The organism is Vibrio panuliri, assembly GCF_009938205.1.
Classification (GTDB): domain Bacteria; phylum Pseudomonadota; class Gammaproteobacteria; order Enterobacterales; family Vibrionaceae; genus Vibrio; species Vibrio panuliri.
Genome location: NZ_AP019654.1, coordinates 2,944,248 through 2,963,738, shown reverse-complemented (window position 1 = coordinate 2,963,738; position 19,491 = coordinate 2,944,248). Strand labels below are relative to the sequence as shown.

Here is a 19,491-nt window from a genome sequence, read left to right as displayed (position 1 = left end):
TCTTCATAGCCCAGCAGCACGGCTGGGCGTTCCAATATCTACGCGCCCGGTGGCACTGCTAAGCTATCGGCAATTAATTGGATAAGGTGATCTTCCACACCAAACCTGATTTCTAAAATTTCTCCGACATTAGACAGATCTTCATCAAAATCATCGAGTGTGTCTTCATCACTCACATCGGCGTATTTGTCAGTGAAGTTAAGTAAAGGGTCGGTGGTTAAAACAATTTTGGCGTAAGCCGTATTGATTTCATCAGTGGCTTGAAATCCGGTTGTTCGCCACTTATCCATCACCATATCGTAGATCTTAAAATGACCTTCAGAAATATAGTCGACAAGATGTTGGCAAAAGCTTTGGAGTTCAGCCGGGGTTGGCAGCGAAGAAAGGGGAGCTTTTTGACTAGCGGGTTGAAGCGCGGCAAGCTTACAGTACTCGACAATCAGTGACTGACGAGTCTCTAACCAATGGTCGATGACTTCACTTGAGCCACCCCACTGTTCCTGTGTTTGTTTGAATTTTTTTAGCATGACCATGCCCTCATGATCCAATCACACTCCGGTGATTATTAAGCTTTGCATTGCAAAGCAGTGATAGATTACAAATCTATTTGTCCTTACCCAATTTGTAGTCAAAAAACCTAATAGACACAAATTCTGGTATGAATTTAGATTGCCAGTAAAATGGTTGAACTGCAAGCATAGAGGGAAGCTAATGATAGAGAACAGTGAAATTGACCAACAGTGCCGTGCATACTGGTGTGTGGTTTCAGGTAGTGAGGTTTGGTTGCCAGAAGGTGAGTTGCCAATAGGCAGCGCAGAAGAATTTTGTTTCAATTTAGACAAAGCAACCTGCGTGGGTATGTATAACGCACTCCCAGTATTGTGGCTCAATGAGCAAGATGTAGAGCAGCAACTAACCCTGACTTCACTACGTGAGTGTTTGGCTTTTCCTCAACCGTTATTTTTGTTGGTGAGCAAAGCGGTGCAATATGGACATATGTCCCAAAGCATGCGTTTTTGCCCTTTGTGTGGCGGCAGGAATCATCTTAATCACAATCAGCTTGCCATGCAGTGTGGCGAGTGCCGAACATTGCATTATCCAAGGATTTTCCCCTGCATTATTGTTGCAGTGCGCAAACAAGATCAAATTCTTCTTGCCCAGCATCCACGCCATCGCAACGGCATGTACACGGTTATTGCGGGTTTCCTTGAGGTTGGCGAAACACTCGAGCAATGTGTCGCAAGGGAAGTTAAGGAAGAAACCGGCATCGACGTGACCAATATTCGTTATTTTGGTAGTCAGCCATGGGCATTTCCTTCCAGTATGATGATGGGATTCTTGGCCGATTATCAGTCAGGCAGTGTTAAACCTGATTACAGCGAATTGAGTGACGCTCAGTGGTTTTCGGTTGAGGAGATGCCTCCAGTGGCTCCGGAGGGGACGATTGCCCGAGCACTAATAGAACGAACAGTGGCGGATATAAAACAGCATCTTACTGAAAAATAGATAAAAAAAACCCTCCGAGAGGGAGGGGGTAAGTAAGATGTCGTTATGAGATGCTGAGTACTGAGTACCCAGTTAATTATTGTAGTTTTCGCTAGCGTTGGAATTTTTAACACTGATAGGAGGCGGGTGCAAATTAACCATTGAATAAAAAGTTAATAACTTGATCTAGGTTGCAAAGCACTCGGCTTTTGCGAGCAAAACAGTGTTAGAATACGGGCGTTAAAAATAAGGCCTAAGATTGGAAAAGCATAATGACAGAATTAAAGAATGATCGTTATCTGCGCGCGCTTTTAAAACAGCCGGTAGATTACACCCCAGTATGGATGATGCGCCAAGCAGGTCGTTACCTACCTGAGTACAAAGCGACGCGCGCCCAAGCGGGTGATTTTATGTCACTGTGTCGTAACGCAGAGCTCGCTTCTGAAGTGACTCTTCAGCCTTTACGTCGTTTCCCGTTGGACGCGGCCATTTTGTTCTCTGATATTCTGACCATTCCCGATGCAATGGGGCTTGGTTTACGTTTTGAAACAGGTGAAGGCCCGGTTTTTGATAAACCAATCACTTGTAAGGCAGACGTGGATAAGATCGGCATTCCGGACCCAGAAGGTGAACTGCAGTATGTGATGAACGCAGTACGTCAGATCCGTAAAGATCTTCAAGGTGAAGTGCCATTGATCGGTTTCTCAGGAAGCCCTTGGACACTCGCTACCTACATGGTAGAAGGTGGTAGCTCGAAAGCCTTCACCAAAATTAAAAAAATGATGTACGCAGAGCCACAAACTCTGCACTTGTTACTGGATAAGCTGGCCGATAGCGTTATCGAGTACCTTAACGCGCAAATCAAAGCGGGTGCACAGTCAGTAATGGTGTTTGACACTTGGGGTGGTGTTTTGACTCCTCGTGATTACAACCTGTTCTCGCTGCAATACATGCATAAGATTGTTGATGGTCTTATCCGTGAAAATGATGGTCGTCGTGTACCGGTGACTTTGTTCACGAAGAACGGTGGTATGTGGCTTGAACAGATCGCAGCAACAGGCTGTGACGCTGTCGGTCTAGACTGGACAATCAACATTGCTGATGCGAAAGCGCGCATTGGCGATAAAGTGGCGCTGCAAGGTAACATGGATCCTTCAATGTTATACGCATCACCTGAGCGTATTCGTGAAGAAGTGTCATCAATCCTAGAAGGCTATGGTGATGCAGGTACAGGTCATGTATTTAACCTAGGCCATGGTATCCATCTGGATGTTCCACCAGAAAATGCTGGTGTGTTTGTGGAAGCGGTTCACGAGCTTTCTAAACCGTATCACAAGTAATCATACTCAAATAAGCGCCTGATTAGACCAGGCGCTTTTTTATTTTTGAGTACACTATTACTTGTATGCATTAAGTATCTCAATGATGCTGATTTTACTTATCTCGAACTGAATTGAAGGAACACGCTATTCATGAAGACGCGTGATAAAATTGTCCTCGCGGCTCTTGAGCTCTTTAATGAGCATGGCGAGCGAAACATCACTACCAATCATATTGCCGCGCATATTGATATCAGCCCGGGTAATCTCTACTACCATTTTCGCAATAAGCAGGAAATTGTCCGTGAGATTTTTACCCTGTATTCCAATGAGTTATTAGAGCGATTTACGCCAATCTTGGAGCAGCAAGAAAGCCTAGTGTTGTTGAAGCGTTATCTTAATTCGATCTTCACTTTGATGTGGAAATACCGCTTTTTCTACGCCAATCTACCCGAGATTTTGCAGCGAGACGAAGAGTTGCATCAAGACTACATTGTGGTGCAAGAAAAGCTCCAAGCGAACTTAGTTAGCATAATGGCAGACTTTGTCTCATTGGGCTTGCTTCAACTCTCTCCGAGTGAAATGAAATCTCAGGTTCGTACCTTGCATTTGATTGCCACCAGTTGGCTAGGTTATCAATCTGCCATGTCCCCTAAGACGCTGATCACCGAGGAGATCATCCATCAAGGGATGTTGCAAATGATTGCGGTCGTCAAGCCAAGAGCAACAGAGACGGGACTAGAGCAGTTGCAGTTATTGGAAGAAGGGGTCAAGGCGATGCATGCGTAACCTTGTTGCGTTGAGTTCTTCGCTACCACCTTAATCTAGTTTATAACCTTTAGCTCTTTGGTTTACGTGCCGTTAAAGGATAGATTAATCATAACTTTAGATTTGAGTATGATTATGCACTACGATATTTTTAACGGCGATGCCGACGGGATTATTTCTTTGCTCCAACTGCGCCTAGCTGAGCCCAAACAGGCGCAATTAGTCACGGGCGTAAAGCGCGATATCCAGCTGCTCAACCATCTTGATCTCAAACCTGATGACTCCCTCACCGTGCTTGATATATCGATGAGCCGTAACAAGCCTCAGTTGTTAAAGGCTCTCGAAATCGGGGCGTTGGTGTTTTATGCCGACCACCATAAAAGCGATGCCATCCCTGAGGCCGAAAACTTAGAGGCGTATATCGATCTCGATGCCAATACTTGCACTGCGCTAATCATCGATCGGTTATTGCAAGGTCGTTTTCAATATTGGGCAATGACTGCCGCTTATGGGGATAATCTAGTCGCTCAAGCGGATCTGTTGGCGCAGCAAGCGGGATTATCGCCACAACAGGCTGAGCAGTTAAAAGAGTTAGGCACGCTGATCAACTATAATGGTTACGGAGAGACCACCGATGACCTTCATTACCACCCCGCGAAATTGTTTCAAGAGCTTTTAGCCTACGATGATCCATTTGCAGTGATTGCTGCACAAGATTCACCATATCACCGTTTGAAGCGAGCTTATCAACAGGACATGAGATTGGCTCAAGCAATTAAACCGTTTTATCATGATGCCAGTCTCGCCGTTTATCAGTTGCCAAATCGTGCCGCCTCGCGGCGTGTCAGTGGGGTATATGGTAACTGGCTCGCTAATCAAACACCGTCCCAAGCGCATCTCGTCTTAACAGAAAATAGCCTTAATGGTTATACGGTTTCGCTGCGTGCCCCTTTAGATAACAAGCAAGGGGCGGGCGAACTCTGTAGTCAGTTTGTTTCAGGGGGAGGAAGGGAAGCTGCTGGTGGCATCAATCATCTTGAGCGAGCTGATTTGCAAAGATTGATTGAGACTGTCACGAGCCACTATAGCAAGTGAATTCTGCTTACATAGGGCGCATATCGCGCCCCGATTCTTGTGTCGTTAGCGACGTTTTAGCCAAGCGATAGGGTCTTGGGTTTTACTGTTGCGGCGAATTTCAAAGTAGAGCGATGGCTGGGCTTGTCCGCCAGTATCGCCAGCCAGTGCAATTGACTCACCTGCGGCGACTTTATCCCCTTCTTTTTTCAGTAAGCTCTGGTTAAAGCCGTACAGCGTCATATCACCCTTACCGTGATCGAGTAGAACCACTAGGCCATAGCCGCGTAGGTAGTCAGCAAATACCACGGTACCGGAATAAACCGCTTTAACGGATTGTCCATAATTTGCTTTGACCACCATACCTTTCCAATTGATCTGGCCGGTTTGGCGTGAGCCATAGCTATTGAGCACCTGACCTTTAATCGGCCAAGGTAATTTGCCTTTCTGACGTGCTAATCCATCCATTGGTACCGCATTGCGTTTGGCTGCTTTCGCAATTTCTGCTTTTAGGCGTGCTTCGTTGCGTTGCAGTTCAGACAAGTAAACCTTATCACTAGAAATGCTCTTTTTAATTTGGCTGACTGTCCCTTTGCGCTGTGACTGCGCTTTACCAAGTTGGTTGCGTTTGCTGGTCTGCTGTTCGAGCAGTCGAGTGATTTGCTGTTTCTCTAGGAGCAGTTGCTTCTCGCTCTGCTCTAGGTCAGTCACTGTCTTTTCCAATTTTTCGATGGTTTCAGCGCGCTGTTTGGCGAGATGTTGGAAATATTGGCTCATGCGATCTTCTTCGACACCTTGTGTGAGAATATTCGCTGATGATTTTGCCCGTTGAGTGACGTAATAGGTTTGCAACAACTGAATTAGCTTTTCGCTTTGTGCTTTTTTCTGTGTTTCTAACTTGGCTATTTTGCTGTCCAGTGAGGCAATATTATTGTTGGTTTGCGTCAATGAGGTTTTGGTTTGCTTAATCTCTTTCTCAAGCTTGTTAATGCTTAGCTCTTGATCTTTCAAAGACTTTTGTAAGTTATCCAACTGCTTTTGCTGCGAGGATAGATTTTGCTTCTGACGCGAGATTTCACTTTTAACTCCGGTTAACTCATTCTTTGATGCGCCATAAGCGAAAGGAGAAATAAGCGTGCCGATACAAGCCGAGATTGCCATTAAGGAGGCGAGTTTACGGCAAAGACTTGATGTTGCTTTAAGCGTCATTAGCGCGAGTTATCCTAAGCGGTTGATTAAGGGTCAGTATACCTAAAGAAAAACGGCGGGCAAAAGTACTTAGTCAAATCTTGCGTTGAATTTGGCACGCAGATAAGTCTTGCTACATTAGTGCCTGATACAAAAACGCCCGAGCAAAGCTCAGGCGTTTACGATTAAGTTAGTTCGTTACTTAACGATAACTTGACCAGACATTTCTGCTGGAATTTCTAGGCCTGCTAGAGACAGCATGGTTGGTGCTAAGTCAGACAGTTTACCGCCTTCAATAAACTCAACTGACTTGCTACCCACGTATGCTAGCGGTACAGGTAGGTTAGTATGTGCAGTGTGGATACCGCCCGTTTCTGGGTCGACCATCATTTCCGCGTTACCGTGGTCTGCTGTTACTAACATTTGACCGTCAACTTCATTGATCGCATCAATGACGCGACCCATACATTCGTCGATAGCTTCAATTGCTTGTTTTGCTGCTTCGTAAACACCAGTGTGACCAACCATATCCGGGTTAGGGTAGTTACAGATGATGGTGTCGTACTTACCAGACTTAATGGCTGCGATTAGCTTGTCTGTAAGCTCTGCAGAGCTCATTTCTGGCTGTAGGTCGTAAGTCGCAACTTTAGGAGAAGCAACGAGTTGACGTTCCTCGCCTTCAAATTCAGTTTCAACACCGCCGTTGAAGAAGAAAGTAACGTGCGCGTATTTTTCTGTTTCAGAGATACGTAGCTGAGTTTGGCCTTGCTTAGACAACCATTCACCGTAAGTATTCTCCAGTGATGCTGGTGGGAATGCGATAGCGAGAGGGATATCTGCTGCGTATTGAGTCAGCATCACAAAGTTTACTGCAGGGAATACTGCACGCTCAAAGCCCTCGAAACCAGGTACGAAAGTACGAGTGATTTGACGAGCACGGTCAGCACGGTAGTTCATGAAGATAACCGCATCACCATCTTGCATGATTGCATCTTCTTGATCAGCAGTTTTGATTGCCGTTGCTTTTACGAACTCATCGTTTTCTTCACGAGCATATGCCGCTTCAAGACCTGCGACTGCTGTTTCGTATGTGAACTCAGCTTTTGCTTGCGTTAGAAGGTCGTAAGCGACTTGAACGCGATCCCAGTTGTTATCGCGGTCCATTGCGTAGTAGCGACCCACAAGCGATGCAACACGACCTTTACCTAGTTTCGCAAATAACTCTTGGAAGCGTTGTAGAGAGCCTTCTGCGCTACGTGGTGGTGTATCACGACCATCTAGGAAGCAGTGTAGGTAGATTTTCTCTGCGCCACGCTCAGCTGCCATTTCAATAGCAGCGTAGATGTGATCTTCGTGTGAGTGTACGCCACCTGGAGACATTAGACCCATGATGTGTACTGCTTTGTCTGCTTTTACTGCTGCGTCAATCGCTTCAACTAAAGCTGGAGTCTGTACGAATTCGCCGTCAGCGATTGATTTAGTGATACGAGTAAGATCTTGGTACACGATACGACCAGCGCCGATGTTAGTGTGACCAACTTCTGAGTTACCCATTTGACCATCAGGTAGACCCACATCCATACCAGAGGCAGAAATTAGCGTGTTTGGGTGGTTAGCAAATAGCTTATCCAAATTTGGCGTAATAGCATTTGCGATAGCGTTATTTGCTGTATCTTCACGGTGACCGTAACCGTCTAGAATAACTAGAGCCAGTGGCTTCTTAGCAGACATAGATTGAACCTCGTCAAATTTAAGTAACTGTCGGTGTTGGGAAGTTTCCCAAGTACCTTGAAACAAAACTAGCGTAATTTTACTACACTTTTTAAGCAAAACTGTAGGCTAAGATCAAATATTGTTCGCGATTTTATGTAGCAATCTTTCAGCGACTTCCTGATTTCGCCTTAATTTTTACATCAATAATGAATGTTATTCTCAATTAATTTGGCGCAATGTAAATTCGGTAAAACCAATCATGTTGATAGCTAATACGTGAAAATAGGACTACCGAACCAAAATTGCCGTACCCGAAACAGCCAATATTGTCCCTAACCATGCATAGCGATTCGGCGCTTGTTTGGTATAGAGCCAAAGTATAGGCAACAGCATAATTGGTGTGGTGGAAGAGAGTAGAGCAACCATACCCACATTGCCTTTTTGCAGCGCATAGAGAATTAATGTCATGCCGATCGCCATGGCAACAAATGCATTTAAAGCAGTTAAGGCAAACACTTGTTTATTGATTGTTTGATGTGCCTTAGCCACGCGCACCCCACACAACAATAGCAAAAGGTGAGCGGCAAATGCGGTCATCATACGCATTGCAGAGGCCGCAACAGGATCAATCTCTGTTTGCATGATCGGCTTAGCGATAATGCCACCAAGTGCTTGGCATAGTGCTGCCAGTAAACCGAGCGCAATCCCCACCCATACGCGCCCTTGCACAACTTCGAGTTGGTTACTTGCTTGGCCTCGGCGACCATAAAAAATCGCGAGTAATACACCAGAGAAAACCAAAGTTGCACCAAGCAACTCGAGTGGAGTCATCGCTTCACTAAATAGAAAGTAGCCAAGTACCGTTGAAAAAACGGCATGGCAGGAAAACAGTAAACCGGATTGGCGCGGTCCCATTCGATTCAAGCAAGCAAACAGTGCCGTATCGCCGATAAAAATCCCAATCAATCCGGAAAGCATCATCGCACTGACTGCAGGAAGAGTGATGGTTGCCCAACCTCCGGTTATCACTGCCATACTGGCTAAGATCGTACTTGCACACCCCATACGCCAGCGGCTGTAGGCAAAACTGCCTAAGTGTTTGGCGGGGACCACTGAAAGTACACTGGAAAATGCCCACATTAGTGCGGCAAACAGAGCGAGCCACTCAAAGCCCATGCTTGATTCATCCTTGAACTTGGGAGGGATACCATTCTTGGCATCTTGTTAGGCCAACAATATGCCTGATTTATCACCGTAAGCAAAGGGTATCAAACCCCATCGCTTACGGTGAGGGGAGGTTGCTAAGAAAGAATCCAGTTGGCGATATAGACAATAAAAAGACCGATCAAACCAATAATCAATCCGGTTTTCGCCATATCTTTGCTTTCGATTAAACCTGTTGAATACGCCAGTGAGTTCGGTGGAGTTGAGACCGGTAAGATCATCCCGAGTGATGCAGAGAAGGCGACCACCACTAACAGGTTTTGCATATCTAACGTTTGCATCGAAACACCAATCGCAGTTGCAATAGGCATCAACAAGTTGGCTGTGGCAGTGTTAGACATAAAGTTTGCCATCAACCAACAGACGATCGATAGCGCGATGATCACAGCCATTGGCGATAGGGACTCATAATCAATGGCGTGAGCCAGAGCTTCTGCTAACCCTGTTTTATCCAAAGCGATGCCTATCGCTATCCCCCCTGCGACTAACCACAGCACATCCCAGTTAATCAGCTTTAGCTCTTCTTTACCCATAATACCGGTCAGGGTAAATACCGCGAGAGGAATGATTGAGACTACATAGGTGTTCATGCCGTGCAACTTGGTCGTCATCCACATCAAGATGGTGATGGCAAAGGTGGCATAGACTACGATAGCACGCCAATTTTTCTGGAATTTACCGTTGAGCTTAAGCACCATTTCATCTTGTTGAGAGGGGAAAAGTTTTTGCAACAAAAACCAAGCGATAGTCAACTGTACAATGACAAACGGGAGCCCCATCATCATCCATGAAAGAAAATCAATGCTGTTTTCTCCAGTGAGATATTGTAGGGCGATCGCGTTTGGTGGAGTACCGATAGGGGTCGCAATACCGCCCGTGTTCGCGGCGATGGGAATACACAGTACCAATGCTTTAATACCGAGATCCCCTTTCGGCGCAGAGGCAACGATAGGGCCGAGTAGTGCCAGCATCATCACTGTGGTGGCGGTGTTAGACATAAACATGGAAAACACTGCGGTAATGAGCATCAATCCGAGCATGATAAATTTGGGTTTGCTGCCAAATGGCTTAAGCAAAACACGTGCAAGATTGTTGTCCAGTTCGTACTTAGACGCCGAAATCGCCAATGCAAATCCCCCCATAAAGAGGATGATAATCGGCGAAGAGAAAGCGCTAAAAATATCGGTATAGCTAATTAGCTCACCAAGATCGTGCCCCTCAGGTGGGTGGCGAAAGAGCCGTAACCCTTTGTCTGAAATCATGATCAGTTCTAATGCAATAATAAGAATTGATGTGGCGAAAACAGGGACAGGTTCCAGAACCCACAAAAGTGCGGCAAGAAGAAAAATGGCGAGGAGTCGGTGCTGGATAAGAGTAAGGTCATCAATCGGGATCAAATCAATCGGCATAAACAATACCGCAAGCGGCAATCCAAAGCAGATTAGCAGCTTGATAATGGTGCCGGAATGAACTTTTTTCATAGGCAAGCATACCTTCCAAATCAATAGGAAAGACAAGCTTAAAAGATAACCAAATTAGGGTCTTAGACTAAGGTTTGAATTTTACAAAAACGTAAAAAATGTTGCATTAGGTTTGCTGTGGGTCAAAAAAATCCCCGAGCAAGTCGAGGATTTTTATCGGTTTACTCTGCGGATTTTCGCGCCGCATATGCAGTGCCCATCACGGTAGGCTGGCCGAGCTGCATTGAATCGTCAAAAGTAATGGCATCTTTGGCAAACAAGTTAATCACTGTAGAGCCGAGTTTGAAGCGACCCATCTCTTCGCCTTTTTTCAGTATTACAGCTTTGTCACCTTCTGCAGGGTAGTCCCAGCGGTACACTGTGTTACCGCGAGGCGGTGTCACTGTGCCGGCCCAAACCTGTTCGATACTGCCTACTATCGTTGCACCGACCAAGACTTGTGCCATAGGACCAAACTCAGTATCAAAGATGCAAACAACGCGTTCATTGCGTGCAAAAAGGTTTGGTACATTCTCTGCTGTCAGAGGATTAACTGAAAACAGATCTCCTGGAACATAGATCATTTGACGCAATGTACCGTCACATGGCATGTGTACGCGGTGGTAGTCGCTTGGCGAAAGGTATAGTGTTGCAAACTCACCATCAGCAAACTCATCAGCCAGTTTCTGATCACCACCAAGCAGTTCTAATGCCGTGTAGTCGTGGCCTTTCGCTTGGATCAGTTTGCCATTTTCTATTGGGCCAAATTGACTGACACACGCATCAGCAGGGTGAGTGATAATGTTCTCACCTTCACTTATAGGTCGTGCACCATCTTTTAGTTCTCGTACGAAAAAGTCGTTAAACGTCTTGAAGTAAGCAGGATCGGTATGAAGTGCTTCACTCATATTGACGTTGTACTGCTTGATGAACCAGCGAATGATCGCTGTGGTTAGACCGCCAGCTTTAGCTGAGGCTAACTTACCAACTAGGCGAGTTAAACCGTGCTGAGGAATCCAGTACTGCAGTCTAACTTTAATCTTATCCATTGTGCTTAGTTCCAATGTTAATTATCTGTTTCAAACTTTTGGGCGCGAGATGTTACTTAAAAAACTATCAAATGTCAGTACTTGCCGATGTTTGTACTCAAGCTGTGCGTTACAGATCGGCTTTCTTACTGCGTGAGTACTGACGATTCGCTTTGTTCTCGGTCATACTGTCTAAGATGCGATGGTAATTGTCAAAGCGTGTTTCACTAACATCACCATTCTCCACCGCTTCACGCAAAATGCAGCCCGGGTCATCGAGGTGCTTGCAATCTCGGAATTTGCAGCCGCCTAAGTAAGGCTTAAATTCAACAAACGCTTTGGTGACTTCTTCTGCTTCCAAGTGCCAAAGGCCAAATTCACGAACTCCAGGAGAGTCGATCAAGTCACCTCCAGAAGGTATATGGTACAAGCGAGCGGCAGTGGTAGTGTGCTGACCTAGTCCAGAGTTTTCTGAAACCGCACCCTCTTCCACATCCAACTCCGGCATCAGAGCATTAACTAAACTTGATTTGCCAACACCAGACTGCCCAACAAAGATATTGATGCGGCCTTGTAATTCTTGTTCGAGCGCCTCAATCCCTTCACCGGACTGTTTACTGACCAGTAGGACTTTGTATCCAATGCGTTCATATTCGCTTAGCCAGTTTCGATAAGTCTCACGTTGCTCATCTTCAAGTAGATCGACTTTGTTGAGAACAATGAGTGGTGCGATGCCCAAGGTCTCAGAGGCAACAAGGTAGCGGTCGATAATGTTAAGTGACAACTCCGGCAGGACTGACGAAACAATGATCATTTGATCGATGTTGGCCGCAACGGGTTTCAAACCGTCGTAGTAATCGGGACGAGTGAGAACTGAGCTGCGTGGTTCAACGGCTTCAACCACTCCAGAAATGCCATCCATCGATTCTAGCCCAGGACGCCAAATTACTTTGTCACCGGAGACCAATGTTTCAATGCCACGGCGTAGGTTGCAACGATGAATGTCGCCACTTTCGCGATCTTCAATATCAGCATGCTGACCAAATCGAGTGATCACTAGACCGGATTTTGTGTTGCCCAGCATCGACTCATCCCACTGGATACTTTCTTCCTTCGTGAGTTTGCGTTTTTGGTTGCTACGAACGCGTCGTACTTGACCTTTGGTTAGCTTTTTCTTTTTTGCCACGATGATCTACTTAATCTATTTCTCTTGGGGTCGATACCTGACATAGCTATCTTGGGTACCCGAATTTGGGTATAGTACCTTTTTTAGCGAAAAACCAATAGGCAACGATTTATGTCCTTTAGCGATCATAACTTAATTTGGGTCGATCTTGAGATGACAGGACTTGATCCGGAAACTCATAAAATCATCGAAATCGCCACCATTGTTACCGATAGTGAGCTCAATATTTTAGCTGAAGGCCCAGTTCTTGCTGTGCATCAATCGGAAGATGAACTCGCGAAAATGGACGACTGGTGCACTAACACCCATACCAATAGCGGTCTAGTAGAGCGAGTTCGTAATAGCCAAGTGGATGAGCAAGAGGCGATTCGACAAACTATCGCGTTTCTAGAGCAATGGGTGCCAAAAGGTAAATCACCGATCTGCGGCAACAGTATTGGTCAAGATCGTCGTTTCTTATACAAGCATATGCCGGAGCTAGAAGAGTATTTCCACTATCGTTACTTAGATGTAAGTACGTTAAAAGAGTTAACTCGCCGTTGGCAACCGGAAGTACTAGACGGTTTTAGCAAGCAAGGCAGTCATCTTGCTTTGGATGATATCCGAGAATCGATTGCCGAGCTGAAATATTACCGCCAAACTATTTTCAAAATTTAGGCCCTCGTTCCTTTTAAGCAAGCCGCAGAAAATTCTGCGGCTTGTTTGCGTTAGGGAACTGGCAGAAAGACAAACTGAACTACGCCATGGGCCACTTTGGTAATGCTTCGGTTCGTTTTGTCGGCGACAATAAGCGCCATCATATCTTGCACCATTGCCATCCGCGTAAATATTCGGTCGAAGCTTACATCAAACTGTTGCTCGTTATAGTGATTGGTAAGTAGGTAAAGCTCACCGTTGCTATCTCGTCGGTGGTAAAGGCGCCAGACAAATATCTCGATGTTGCGTGCACTGTTGTAGAGTGATTGCTCATCCAAAGAATCGAGAATAAAGAACTCTTGCTGATGGTTGTAAGATCGTCTCAGCATTTCGGTAAGGCCGACCATGGCTGCAAAAACGCGATCGCCTTGGTAGGACTCATCAAAAGCCAGCAGGATTGCATCAATACTGGTCTTCCCATCGAGTTCATCAAACACCAGCGATTTGGATTCAAGCTCACCGGGGCGACCGAAAATTTGCAGCATACGGTCTTCGATGGTCATGTCTTCAATTTTACGTAACTGGTTTGGATTTCGGACATAGAGCTTTCGTGTCAGCTCCATTAGCAGTTCTTTTTGCTCTCTGGCATGAACGTCCATAACGAAATCCACATCGGTTTTTCCTAAGTTCCTGACAGGTTTAGGCATTGACCCACATCCAATGAGCGTGGTTAGTATGAAACAGGCAAGCAGTGGGAAAATAAAACGTAGATAATACTTTTCTCTTGCCACTGCTGACTCCATTTATGCAATTGCAATCAATAATTCTATTTAAACCAAACAGATAATCCGTTTTGGTTATAGCTGAAAGCAGAAATTGAGACCAGCACGGCGTGTTTTTTTGACGCTATTTACTGGCTCATATCTCATTTGTGCCGGAAACCTCTTAGTCTTGACTTCAAGTGCGTTTATAAATCAACCAATTAATCATAATGGACGATGTGTTTTCTTGAGCGAATATTGCGCAAAGCGGTTCTGTTTTATTCTCTTTTGTGTGCTTTTTCATCAAACGAGAAAAAAACTCGGTTTTTTTTCAAGAAGGACTTGCATCACAAAAAAATGCTCTTATAATTCGCAGCCCTGAACGACGGAAACGTTGTTGATGCGACACTAGCTCAGTTGGTAGAGCGCAACCTTGCCAAGGTTGAGGTCACGAGTTCGAACCTCGTGTGTCGCTCCACTTTTTTAGTGGATAGAATGAGTAATCATTATACTCTGAATAATGAAATGCGACACTAGCTCAGTTGGTAGAGCGCAACCTTGCCAAGGTTGAGGTCACGAGTTCGAACCTCGTGTGTCGCTCCAAATTTGATAGTTCTCATTGTACTTAACAATGACATCCGGACGCGGGATGGAGCAGCTTGGTAGCTCGTCGGGCTCATAACCCGAAGGTCGTTGGTTCAAATCCAGCTCCCGCAACCACATTAAGATAAATTGCTACTGCGATTTATCCTTGCGACACTAGCTCAGTTGGTAGAGCGCAACCTTGCCAAGGTTGAGGTCACGAGTTCGAACCTCGTGTGTCGCTCCAATTTGACAGTTCTCATTGTACTTAACAATGACATCCGGACGCGGGATGGAGCAGCTTGGTAGCTCGTCGGGCTCATAACCCGAAGGTCGTTGGTTCAAATCCAGCTCCCGCAACCACATTAAGATAAATTGCTATTGCGATTTATCCTTGCGACACTAGCTCAGTTGGTAGAGCGCAACCTTGCCAAGGTTGAGGTCACGAGTTCGAACCTCGTGTGTCGCTCCAAATTTGATAGTTCTCATTGTACTTAACAATGACATCCGGACGCGGGATGGAGCAGCTTGGTAGCTCGTCGGGCTCATAACCCGAAGGTCGTTGGTTCAAATCCAGCTCCCGCAACCACATTAAGATAAATTGCTACTGCGATTTATCCTTGCGACACTAGCTCAGTTGGTAGAGCGCAACCTTGCCAAGGTTGAGGTCACGAGTTCGAACCTCGTGTGTCGCTCCAAATTTTTGAGAGATGAGACCTAACACGAGGAACCTCGTGCCCAAGCTGGTCGCGTCGCTCCAATTTGATAGTTCTCATTGTACTTAACAATGACATCCGGACGCGGGATGGAGCAGCTTGGTAGCTCGTCGGGCTCATAACCCGAAGGTCGTTGGTTCAAATCCAGCTCCCGCAACCACATTAAGATAAATTGCTACTGCGATTTATCCTTGCGACACTAGCTCAGTTGGTAGAGCGCAACCTTGCCAAGGTTGAGGTCACGAGTTCGAACCTCGTGTGTCGCTCCAATTTTAGAGAGATGAGACCTAACACGAGGAACCTCGTGCCCAAGCTGGTCGCGTCGATCCAATTTCCCTTCAAATGACACTGTCATTTGATTTGGTCCTTAGACCATCCGCTCTTTCTAATGCTGTGAAGCATAAATCCCCAAATTTAAAGAAAGTCCACCTAGTTTCTAGGAGGGCATTTTGCTTTTTACTCTCTGCGATATTTCGCCAGCGTGCGTACAGTTGTATTCACTGGTTAAGCCTATCTAACTCACAGACTTATCCACAAAAACCAATCTGTGGATAACTTAGTGGGTAAACCGAAAAATTGTCAAAAAGTACAATACAAAAAAAGATCTTTCTCGGAATCTTAGTCACACTTTTAAATGGCCTTTAATGTAACTCTTTGTTTTTTATGAACATAAAGCAAAATTGCCTAATGATTGCTTAGAATTAATTGATCATTAAGTGAAAATACATTGATCCTAGTCATTTACTGAGTTTGTGGTTAACTTTCGTTTACTCAGTCTTATAACCTATTGACGAGATTTTTTTCCACATAAACAAATTGGGAAACAAATCAAATAATCCATCTGAAAACTTGGCAAGGATTATGCGTCTCTAGGCAACCCTTTTTGCACTATTCGGATTAGCCGTTCGTGCTTTATTTTAATACCATTCTTTTCATGTACTTGAGCAAGTTGTTGCTCAATCGCCCAGTCAATATGTTCATCCAACAGTTCAGATAGACCTTTGCGACTTTTAAGTGATTCTATGATTTGTTGCGAGAACGGTGCATTTCCCAATGCAATAGATAAGTTGCGTAACCATTGCTGATGACCGATCCGGCGAATAGGGGAGCCTTCCATGTTCTTTAGGAAAGTGGTTTCATCCCAATGGAATAACTCGACAAGTTCAGGAGTTTGAAAGCAAGAACGGCGATAAAAGTCCTCTTGCTGAGTTACGTCGGCAAAACGGTTCCATGGACAGACGAGTTGGCAGTCATCGCAACCATAGATGCGATTGCCCATCGCTTTGCGAAACTCTTCAGGGATAACGCCATCGAATTCAATGGTGAGGTAAGAGATGCAGCGCCGAGCATCGACAATGCCTTCATCGACGATCGCAGCTGTCGGGCAAGAGGTCATGCAAGCTTTACAAGCACCGCATTGATTCTCACTCGGTTTGTCTACGGGCAGAGGAATATCGACTAACAGTTCGCCCAAGAAAAACCACGAACCACACTCTTTATCAAGAATCAGCGAGTGTTTACCAGACCAACCCAAGCCTGCTTTTTGCGCTAATGGTCGCTCGAGTATTGGCGCAGAATCCACAAAAGGTCGGTAGCCAAGTTGCTCGACTTCAGCTTCAATTCTTTGTCCAAGCTTCTTAAGCTGATTACGAACCAATTTGTGATAGTCTCGGCCAAGTGCATAGCGGCTAATATAGGCGTGGTTAGGGTTACTTAAATTACTCGCAAATTGCGCTTCTGGAGGGAGGTAGTCCATGCGTGCACTAATAACTCGTATTGTGCCGGGTAGCAGTTCATCAGGTCTCGCTCGCATCATGCCATGTCGAGCCATCCAGTCCATACTGCCGTGATAGCCAGAGTCTAACCACTTTTGCAGCTCCGCTTCATGTTCTTTCAAGTCTACGTCACAGATACCCACTTTCTGAAAGCCAAGTTCTTTGGCCCATACTTTGATTTTATCTGCCAGTTCTTGATAGTTCATTCTAGCGTTACTCACGAGTAAAGGGGGCGGGATCTTACAAGATCTAATCGGTGGGATCTAGCCAGTGTTTAACACAATAGTGATGATTATTTTCCTTTAACTTACACAAGAGATCTTGTCTCTCAATTCCAACCCAGTTTACTATTCCAGTTCTTTTGATTTTTATATAGTCATCTTAGAGAAGAAATAGTCATGAGCACAAAACAATTTGCCCTACCCGATGAACAAGTAACAATTGAGCTAGGGACGTCACTGGCTGGCTTATGCTCGCAACAAACCACGATTTATCTCCATGGTGATCTTGGTGCTGGCAAAACAACTTTCAGCCGTGGATTTGTGCGAGCGTTAGGTCATCAAGGCAATGTGAAAAGCCCAACTTATACATTAGTGGAACCTTATCAGTTAGATCAGTGGCAAGTTTACCATTTTGATTTGTATCGCTTAGCGGATCCTGAAGAACTCGAGTTTATGGGAATTCGTGACTATTTTACTCCTGATGCAATCTGTTTAGTCGAATGGCCGGAGAAGGGAACCGGTTTATTACCAGAAGCCGACCTCGACATTACCATCCGCTACAATGGCGAGCAGAGAATCGCGCTAGTTGCGGCAAATAATCAATATGGAATCAGTCTTTTAGACCAATTGGAGTTATGTTGAACTTTAACCCTTTGCGTGCCTTCATTTTATGCATAGCCTTTGCATTGTCGCTGTTTTCCGTCTCTTCATTGGCCAACACTCTAGAAAGCCTTCGAGTGTGGCCATCGCCTGATGAGACTCGGGTGGTTATTGATCTTAAATCTGAAGCTCAGTACAGCTATTTCACCTTGTCTAGCCCTGAGCGACTAGTTGTCGATCTCAAAGATACCCAACTTAAAGCTAAGCTGCCGCTAAATGTGCAGGGTAGCCCAGTACTGCGTAAGATTCGTAAGAGTAGCCCACCTAATTCAGGGACCTACCGACTGGTATTTGAGTTATCAAAAAAGACGTCGGTTCAACTGTTTAAGCTCGCTCCGACTCCGGGTGGACAATATGGACACCGCTTGGTTGTTGATATCAGCCACGGTGGAAGTAAAGCGACACCATCAACCAGTTCCTCATCTCAGACTCAAGTTAGCCGCGATGCGTCACAACTGCTTGGCACCGCCGATATCGTTGTGGCTTTAGATGCAGGACATGGTGGCGAAGATCCTGGTTCAATTGGACCAACTCGCAAATATGAAAAGCATGCAACGCTGGCGATATCGAAAAAAATAGCTGCTCAGATCAATGCGATTCCCGGTATGAAAGCTGTGATGACTCGACGCGGAGACTATTTTGTTAATTTGAACAAACGATCTGAAATCGCCCGCAAAAATAAAGCGCATCTTTTAGTGTCGATTCACGCTGATGCTTTTCATTCACCTAAACCGCGAGGTGGCTCAGTATTTGTGTTAAATACGCGCCGTGCGAATACAGAAATCGCTCGTTGGGTAGAGAATCATGAAGAGCAGTCCCAGTTGTTGGGCGGCGCAGGAGAAGTGCTTGCCAAGAACAACAACGATAAAAACGTCAGCCAGACGTTGTTAGATCTCCAGTTTAGCCATTCTCAAAAAGAGGGCTACAAAGTCGCGACCAAGATCTTGGGCGAGATGCGTTCTTCAGGAATTCATCTACATAAAAAGGATCCAGTTAACGCCAGCTTAGCGGTATTGAAATCTCCTGATATTCCCTCAGTGCTGGTGGAAACAGGCTTTATTTCTAATCCATCTGAAGAGCGATTGCTGTTCCAAAGGAGCCACCAAGATAAGTTAGCGCGAGCACTAACGAAAGCGATTGTGAAGTATTTTGAAGAAAACCCGCCGGAAGGGACATTGTTTGCCAACCGCGGCAAGAGCATTAAGCACAAAGTCAGTCGAGGGGAGTCATTGTCTGTTATCGCGAAGAAGTATGGTTCTTCGACCAAAGCGATTATGGCCGCGAATAAGCTTAAGAGCACCAGTTTAGCGGTAGGACAAGTATTGACTATCCCAGGAGCGCATTCCGCTGTATCCGTTCCTAAGCCAAGCAATCCTGTTGAAACCAAAACCATCACTCACGTTGTTCAGCGCGGTGAGTATCTCGGCAAAATTGCCGCCAAGTACAAAGTTTCAGTTGCTGACATTAGAAGGGAAAATAATCTGCGTTCCGACACTCTTAAGTTAGGACAGAAACTTAAGATCACGGTTAGCCTCAAAGATCAGCCTTTGCGTAAGCACAAGGTTCAACGAGGTGAGTTCTTGGGTAAAATTGCAAGAAAGTACGGGGTCAGTGTTGATAGCTTACGTCGTGCCAATAACTTGAAATCAGATCAATTGGCGGTCGGTCAGACTTTGATTATTCCGCGTAACTAGC

The 19,491-nt window shown here is 45.4% G+C and carries 16 protein-coding genes and 10 tRNA genes; 17 read left to right on the top strand and 9 right to left on the bottom strand.

Annotation, left to right across the window (positions count from 1 at the left end; all coding sequences use genetic code 11):
• Positions 1-38: 38 nt before the first annotated feature.
• Positions 39-533: an Rsd/AlgQ family anti-sigma factor gene (locus GZK95_RS13615; protein ID WP_075715912.1), complete on the bottom strand. Its 495-nt coding sequence runs from the start codon at positions 531-533 to the stop codon at positions 39-41.
• Between the two features lie 178 nt (positions 534-711).
• On the opposite strand from GZK95_RS13615, the gene nudC reads away from it, so the two are divergent.
• From nudC to GZK95_RS13595, 4 genes are all read left to right on the top strand, one after another.
• Entirely contained in the window at positions 712-1,506 is a 795-nt protein-coding gene (gene nudC / locus GZK95_RS13610) for an NAD(+) diphosphatase (protein WP_075709024.1), read from the top strand.
• Between the two features lie 251 nt (positions 1,507-1,757).
• The gene (hemE, locus tag GZK95_RS13605) at positions 1,758-2,825 is read left to right on the top strand and encodes a uroporphyrinogen decarboxylase (RefSeq protein ID WP_075709023.1); all 1,068 of its coding nucleotides are present in this window, start codon (positions 1,758-1,760) and stop codon (positions 2,823-2,825) included.
• Positions 2,826-2,957: 132 nt separating this feature from the next.
• Positions 2,958-3,593, top strand: a complete 636-nt coding sequence (locus GZK95_RS13600; protein ID WP_075709022.1) for a TetR/AcrR family transcriptional regulator — start codon at positions 2,958-2,960, stop codon at positions 3,591-3,593.
• A 114-nt stretch (positions 3,594-3,707) separates the two neighbouring features.
• A complete protein-coding gene (locus GZK95_RS13595; RefSeq protein WP_075715916.1) occupies positions 3,708-4,667 on the top strand; it encodes an acetyltransferase in 960 nt (319 codons plus the stop codon).
• Between the two features lie 45 nt (positions 4,668-4,712).
• On the opposite strand, the gene GZK95_RS13590 is transcribed toward GZK95_RS13595, so the two are convergent.
• From GZK95_RS13590 to rsgA, 6 genes are all read right to left on the bottom strand, one after another.
• Positions 4,713-5,807, bottom strand: a complete 1,095-nt coding sequence (locus GZK95_RS13590) for a murein hydrolase activator EnvC family protein (RefSeq protein ID WP_075709034.1) — start codon at positions 5,805-5,807, stop codon at positions 4,713-4,715.
• A gap of 225 nt (positions 5,808-6,032) precedes the next feature.
• Positions 6,033-7,565, bottom strand: coding sequence for a 2,3-bisphosphoglycerate-independent phosphoglycerate mutase (gene gpmM / locus GZK95_RS13585; protein ID WP_075715911.1), 1,533 nt, complete (start codon positions 7,563-7,565; stop codon positions 6,033-6,035).
• Between the two features lie 270 nt (positions 7,566-7,835).
• On the bottom strand, positions 7,836-8,723 hold the full coding sequence (locus GZK95_RS13580; RefSeq protein WP_075715910.1) for a DMT family transporter: 888 nt from the start codon (positions 8,721-8,723) through the stop codon (positions 7,836-7,838).
• Between the two features lie 125 nt (positions 8,724-8,848).
• On the bottom strand, positions 8,849-10,252 hold the full coding sequence (locus tag GZK95_RS13575) for an SLC13 family permease (RefSeq protein ID WP_075715909.1): 1,404 nt from the start codon (positions 10,250-10,252) through the stop codon (positions 8,849-8,851).
• A gap of 161 nt (positions 10,253-10,413) precedes the next feature.
• Positions 10,414-11,280: an archaetidylserine decarboxylase gene (asd, locus tag GZK95_RS13570; RefSeq protein WP_075709018.1), complete on the bottom strand. Its 867-nt coding sequence runs from the start codon at positions 11,278-11,280 to the stop codon at positions 10,414-10,416.
• 109 nt (positions 11,281-11,389) lie between these two features.
• On the bottom strand, positions 11,390-12,445 hold the full coding sequence (gene rsgA / locus GZK95_RS13565; RefSeq protein WP_075709017.1) for a small ribosomal subunit biogenesis GTPase RsgA: 1,056 nt from the start codon (positions 12,443-12,445) through the stop codon (positions 11,390-11,392).
• 111 nt (positions 12,446-12,556) lie between these two features.
• Between rsgA and orn the strand changes: the two genes are divergently transcribed.
• Positions 12,557-13,102: an oligoribonuclease gene (orn, locus tag GZK95_RS13560; RefSeq protein ID WP_075709016.1), complete on the top strand. Its 546-nt coding sequence runs from the start codon at positions 12,557-12,559 to the stop codon at positions 13,100-13,102.
• 50 nt (positions 13,103-13,152) lie between these two features.
• Here the strand turns inward: orn and GZK95_RS13555 are convergent, their stop codons facing one another.
• On the bottom strand, positions 13,153-13,872 hold the full coding sequence (locus GZK95_RS13555; protein WP_232061566.1) for a hypothetical protein: 720 nt from the start codon (positions 13,870-13,872) through the stop codon (positions 13,153-13,155).
• Between the two features lie 372 nt (positions 13,873-14,244).
• On the opposite strand from GZK95_RS13555, the gene GZK95_RS13550 reads away from it, so the two are divergent.
• The 10 genes from GZK95_RS13550 (at position 14,245) to GZK95_RS13500 (ending at position 15,409) form a co-directional block, all read left to right on the top strand.
• Positions 14,245-14,320: transfer RNA gene (locus tag GZK95_RS13550), tRNA-Gly, on the top strand.
• A 49-nt stretch (positions 14,321-14,369) separates the two neighbouring features.
• A tRNA-Gly gene (locus GZK95_RS13545) sits at positions 14,370-14,445 on the top strand.
• Positions 14,446-14,485: 40 nt separating this feature from the next.
• Positions 14,486-14,562: transfer RNA gene (locus GZK95_RS13540), tRNA-Met, on the top strand.
• Between the two features lie 33 nt (positions 14,563-14,595).
• A tRNA-Gly gene (locus tag GZK95_RS13535) sits at positions 14,596-14,671 on the top strand.
• A 39-nt stretch (positions 14,672-14,710) separates the two neighbouring features.
• Positions 14,711-14,787 (top strand) — tRNA-Met (locus GZK95_RS13525).
• Between the two features lie 33 nt (positions 14,788-14,820).
• Positions 14,821-14,896: transfer RNA gene (locus GZK95_RS13520), tRNA-Gly, on the top strand.
• 40 nt (positions 14,897-14,936) lie between these two features.
• Positions 14,937-15,013, top strand: a tRNA-Met gene (locus tag GZK95_RS13515).
• A gap of 33 nt (positions 15,014-15,046) precedes the next feature.
• Positions 15,047-15,122 (top strand) — tRNA-Gly (locus GZK95_RS13510).
• Positions 15,123-15,223: 101 nt separating this feature from the next.
• Positions 15,224-15,300: transfer RNA gene (locus tag GZK95_RS13505), tRNA-Met, on the top strand.
• Positions 15,301-15,333: 33 nt separating this feature from the next.
• A tRNA-Gly gene (locus GZK95_RS13500) sits at positions 15,334-15,409 on the top strand.
• A 590-nt stretch (positions 15,410-15,999) separates the two neighbouring features.
• On the opposite strand, the gene queG is transcribed toward GZK95_RS13500, so the two are convergent.
• Positions 16,000-17,121 (bottom strand): tRNA epoxyqueuosine(34) reductase QueG, encoded by a 1,122-nt coding sequence (gene queG / locus GZK95_RS13495; RefSeq protein WP_075716362.1) that lies wholly within the window; start codon positions 17,119-17,121, stop codon positions 16,000-16,002.
• Between the two features lie 192 nt (positions 17,122-17,313).
• Between queG and tsaE the strand changes: the two genes are divergently transcribed.
• Both tsaE and GZK95_RS13485 read left to right on the top strand, forming a co-directional pair.
• Positions 17,314-17,778 (top strand): tRNA (adenosine(37)-N6)-threonylcarbamoyltransferase complex ATPase subunit type 1 TsaE, encoded by a 465-nt coding sequence (gene tsaE, locus GZK95_RS13490; RefSeq protein ID WP_151148786.1) that lies wholly within the window; start codon positions 17,314-17,316, stop codon positions 17,776-17,778.
• Positions 17,772-19,490, top strand: a complete 1,719-nt coding sequence (locus GZK95_RS13485) for a LysM peptidoglycan-binding domain-containing protein (RefSeq protein ID WP_075709680.1) — start codon at positions 17,772-17,774, stop codon at positions 19,488-19,490. Before tsaE ends, GZK95_RS13485 begins: the two co-directional genes overlap by 7 nt.
• Position 19,491 lies beyond the last annotated feature (1 nt).

Excerpts from the sequence above, each read along its gene's own strand:
- tsaE (WP_151148786.1), top strand. The coding sequence starts at position 17,314 with ATGAGCACAAAACAATTTGCCCTACCCGATGAACAAGTAACAATTGAG.
- orn (WP_075709016.1), top strand. The coding sequence starts at position 12,557 with ATGTCCTTTAGCGATCATAACTTAATTTGGGTCGATCTTGAGATGACA.
- GZK95_RS13590 (WP_075709034.1), bottom strand. The coding sequence starts at position 5,807 with ATGGCAATCTCGGCTTGTATCGGCACGCTTATTTCTCCTTTCGCTTAT.
- GZK95_RS13595 (WP_075715916.1), top strand. The coding sequence starts at position 3,708 with ATGCACTACGATATTTTTAACGGCGATGCCGACGGGATTATTTCTTTG.
- queG (WP_075716362.1), bottom strand. The coding sequence starts at position 17,121 with ATGAACTATCAAGAACTGGCAGATAAAATCAAAGTATGGGCCAAAGAA.
- hemE (WP_075709023.1), top strand. The coding sequence starts at position 1,758 with ATGACAGAATTAAAGAATGATCGTTATCTGCGCGCGCTTTTAAAACAG.
- asd (WP_075709018.1), bottom strand. The coding sequence starts at position 11,280 with ATGGATAAGATTAAAGTTAGACTGCAGTACTGGATTCCTCAGCACGGT.
- GZK95_RS13615 (WP_075715912.1), bottom strand. The coding sequence starts at position 533 with ATGGTCATGCTAAAAAAATTCAAACAAACACAGGAACAGTGGGGTGGC.
- GZK95_RS13485 (WP_075709680.1), top strand. The coding sequence starts at position 17,772 with ATGTTGAACTTTAACCCTTTGCGTGCCTTCATTTTATGCATAGCCTTT.
- GZK95_RS13575 (WP_075715909.1), bottom strand. The coding sequence starts at position 10,252 with ATGAAAAAAGTTCATTCCGGCACCATTATCAAGCTGCTAATCTGCTTT.
- gpmM (WP_075715911.1), bottom strand. The coding sequence starts at position 7,565 with ATGTCTGCTAAGAAGCCACTGGCTCTAGTTATTCTAGACGGTTACGGT.
- GZK95_RS13580 (WP_075715910.1), bottom strand. The coding sequence starts at position 8,723 with ATGGGCTTTGAGTGGCTCGCTCTGTTTGCCGCACTAATGTGGGCATTT.
- nudC (WP_075709024.1), top strand. The coding sequence starts at position 712 with ATGATAGAGAACAGTGAAATTGACCAACAGTGCCGTGCATACTGGTGT.
- GZK95_RS13600 (WP_075709022.1), top strand. The coding sequence starts at position 2,958 with ATGAAGACGCGTGATAAAATTGTCCTCGCGGCTCTTGAGCTCTTTAAT.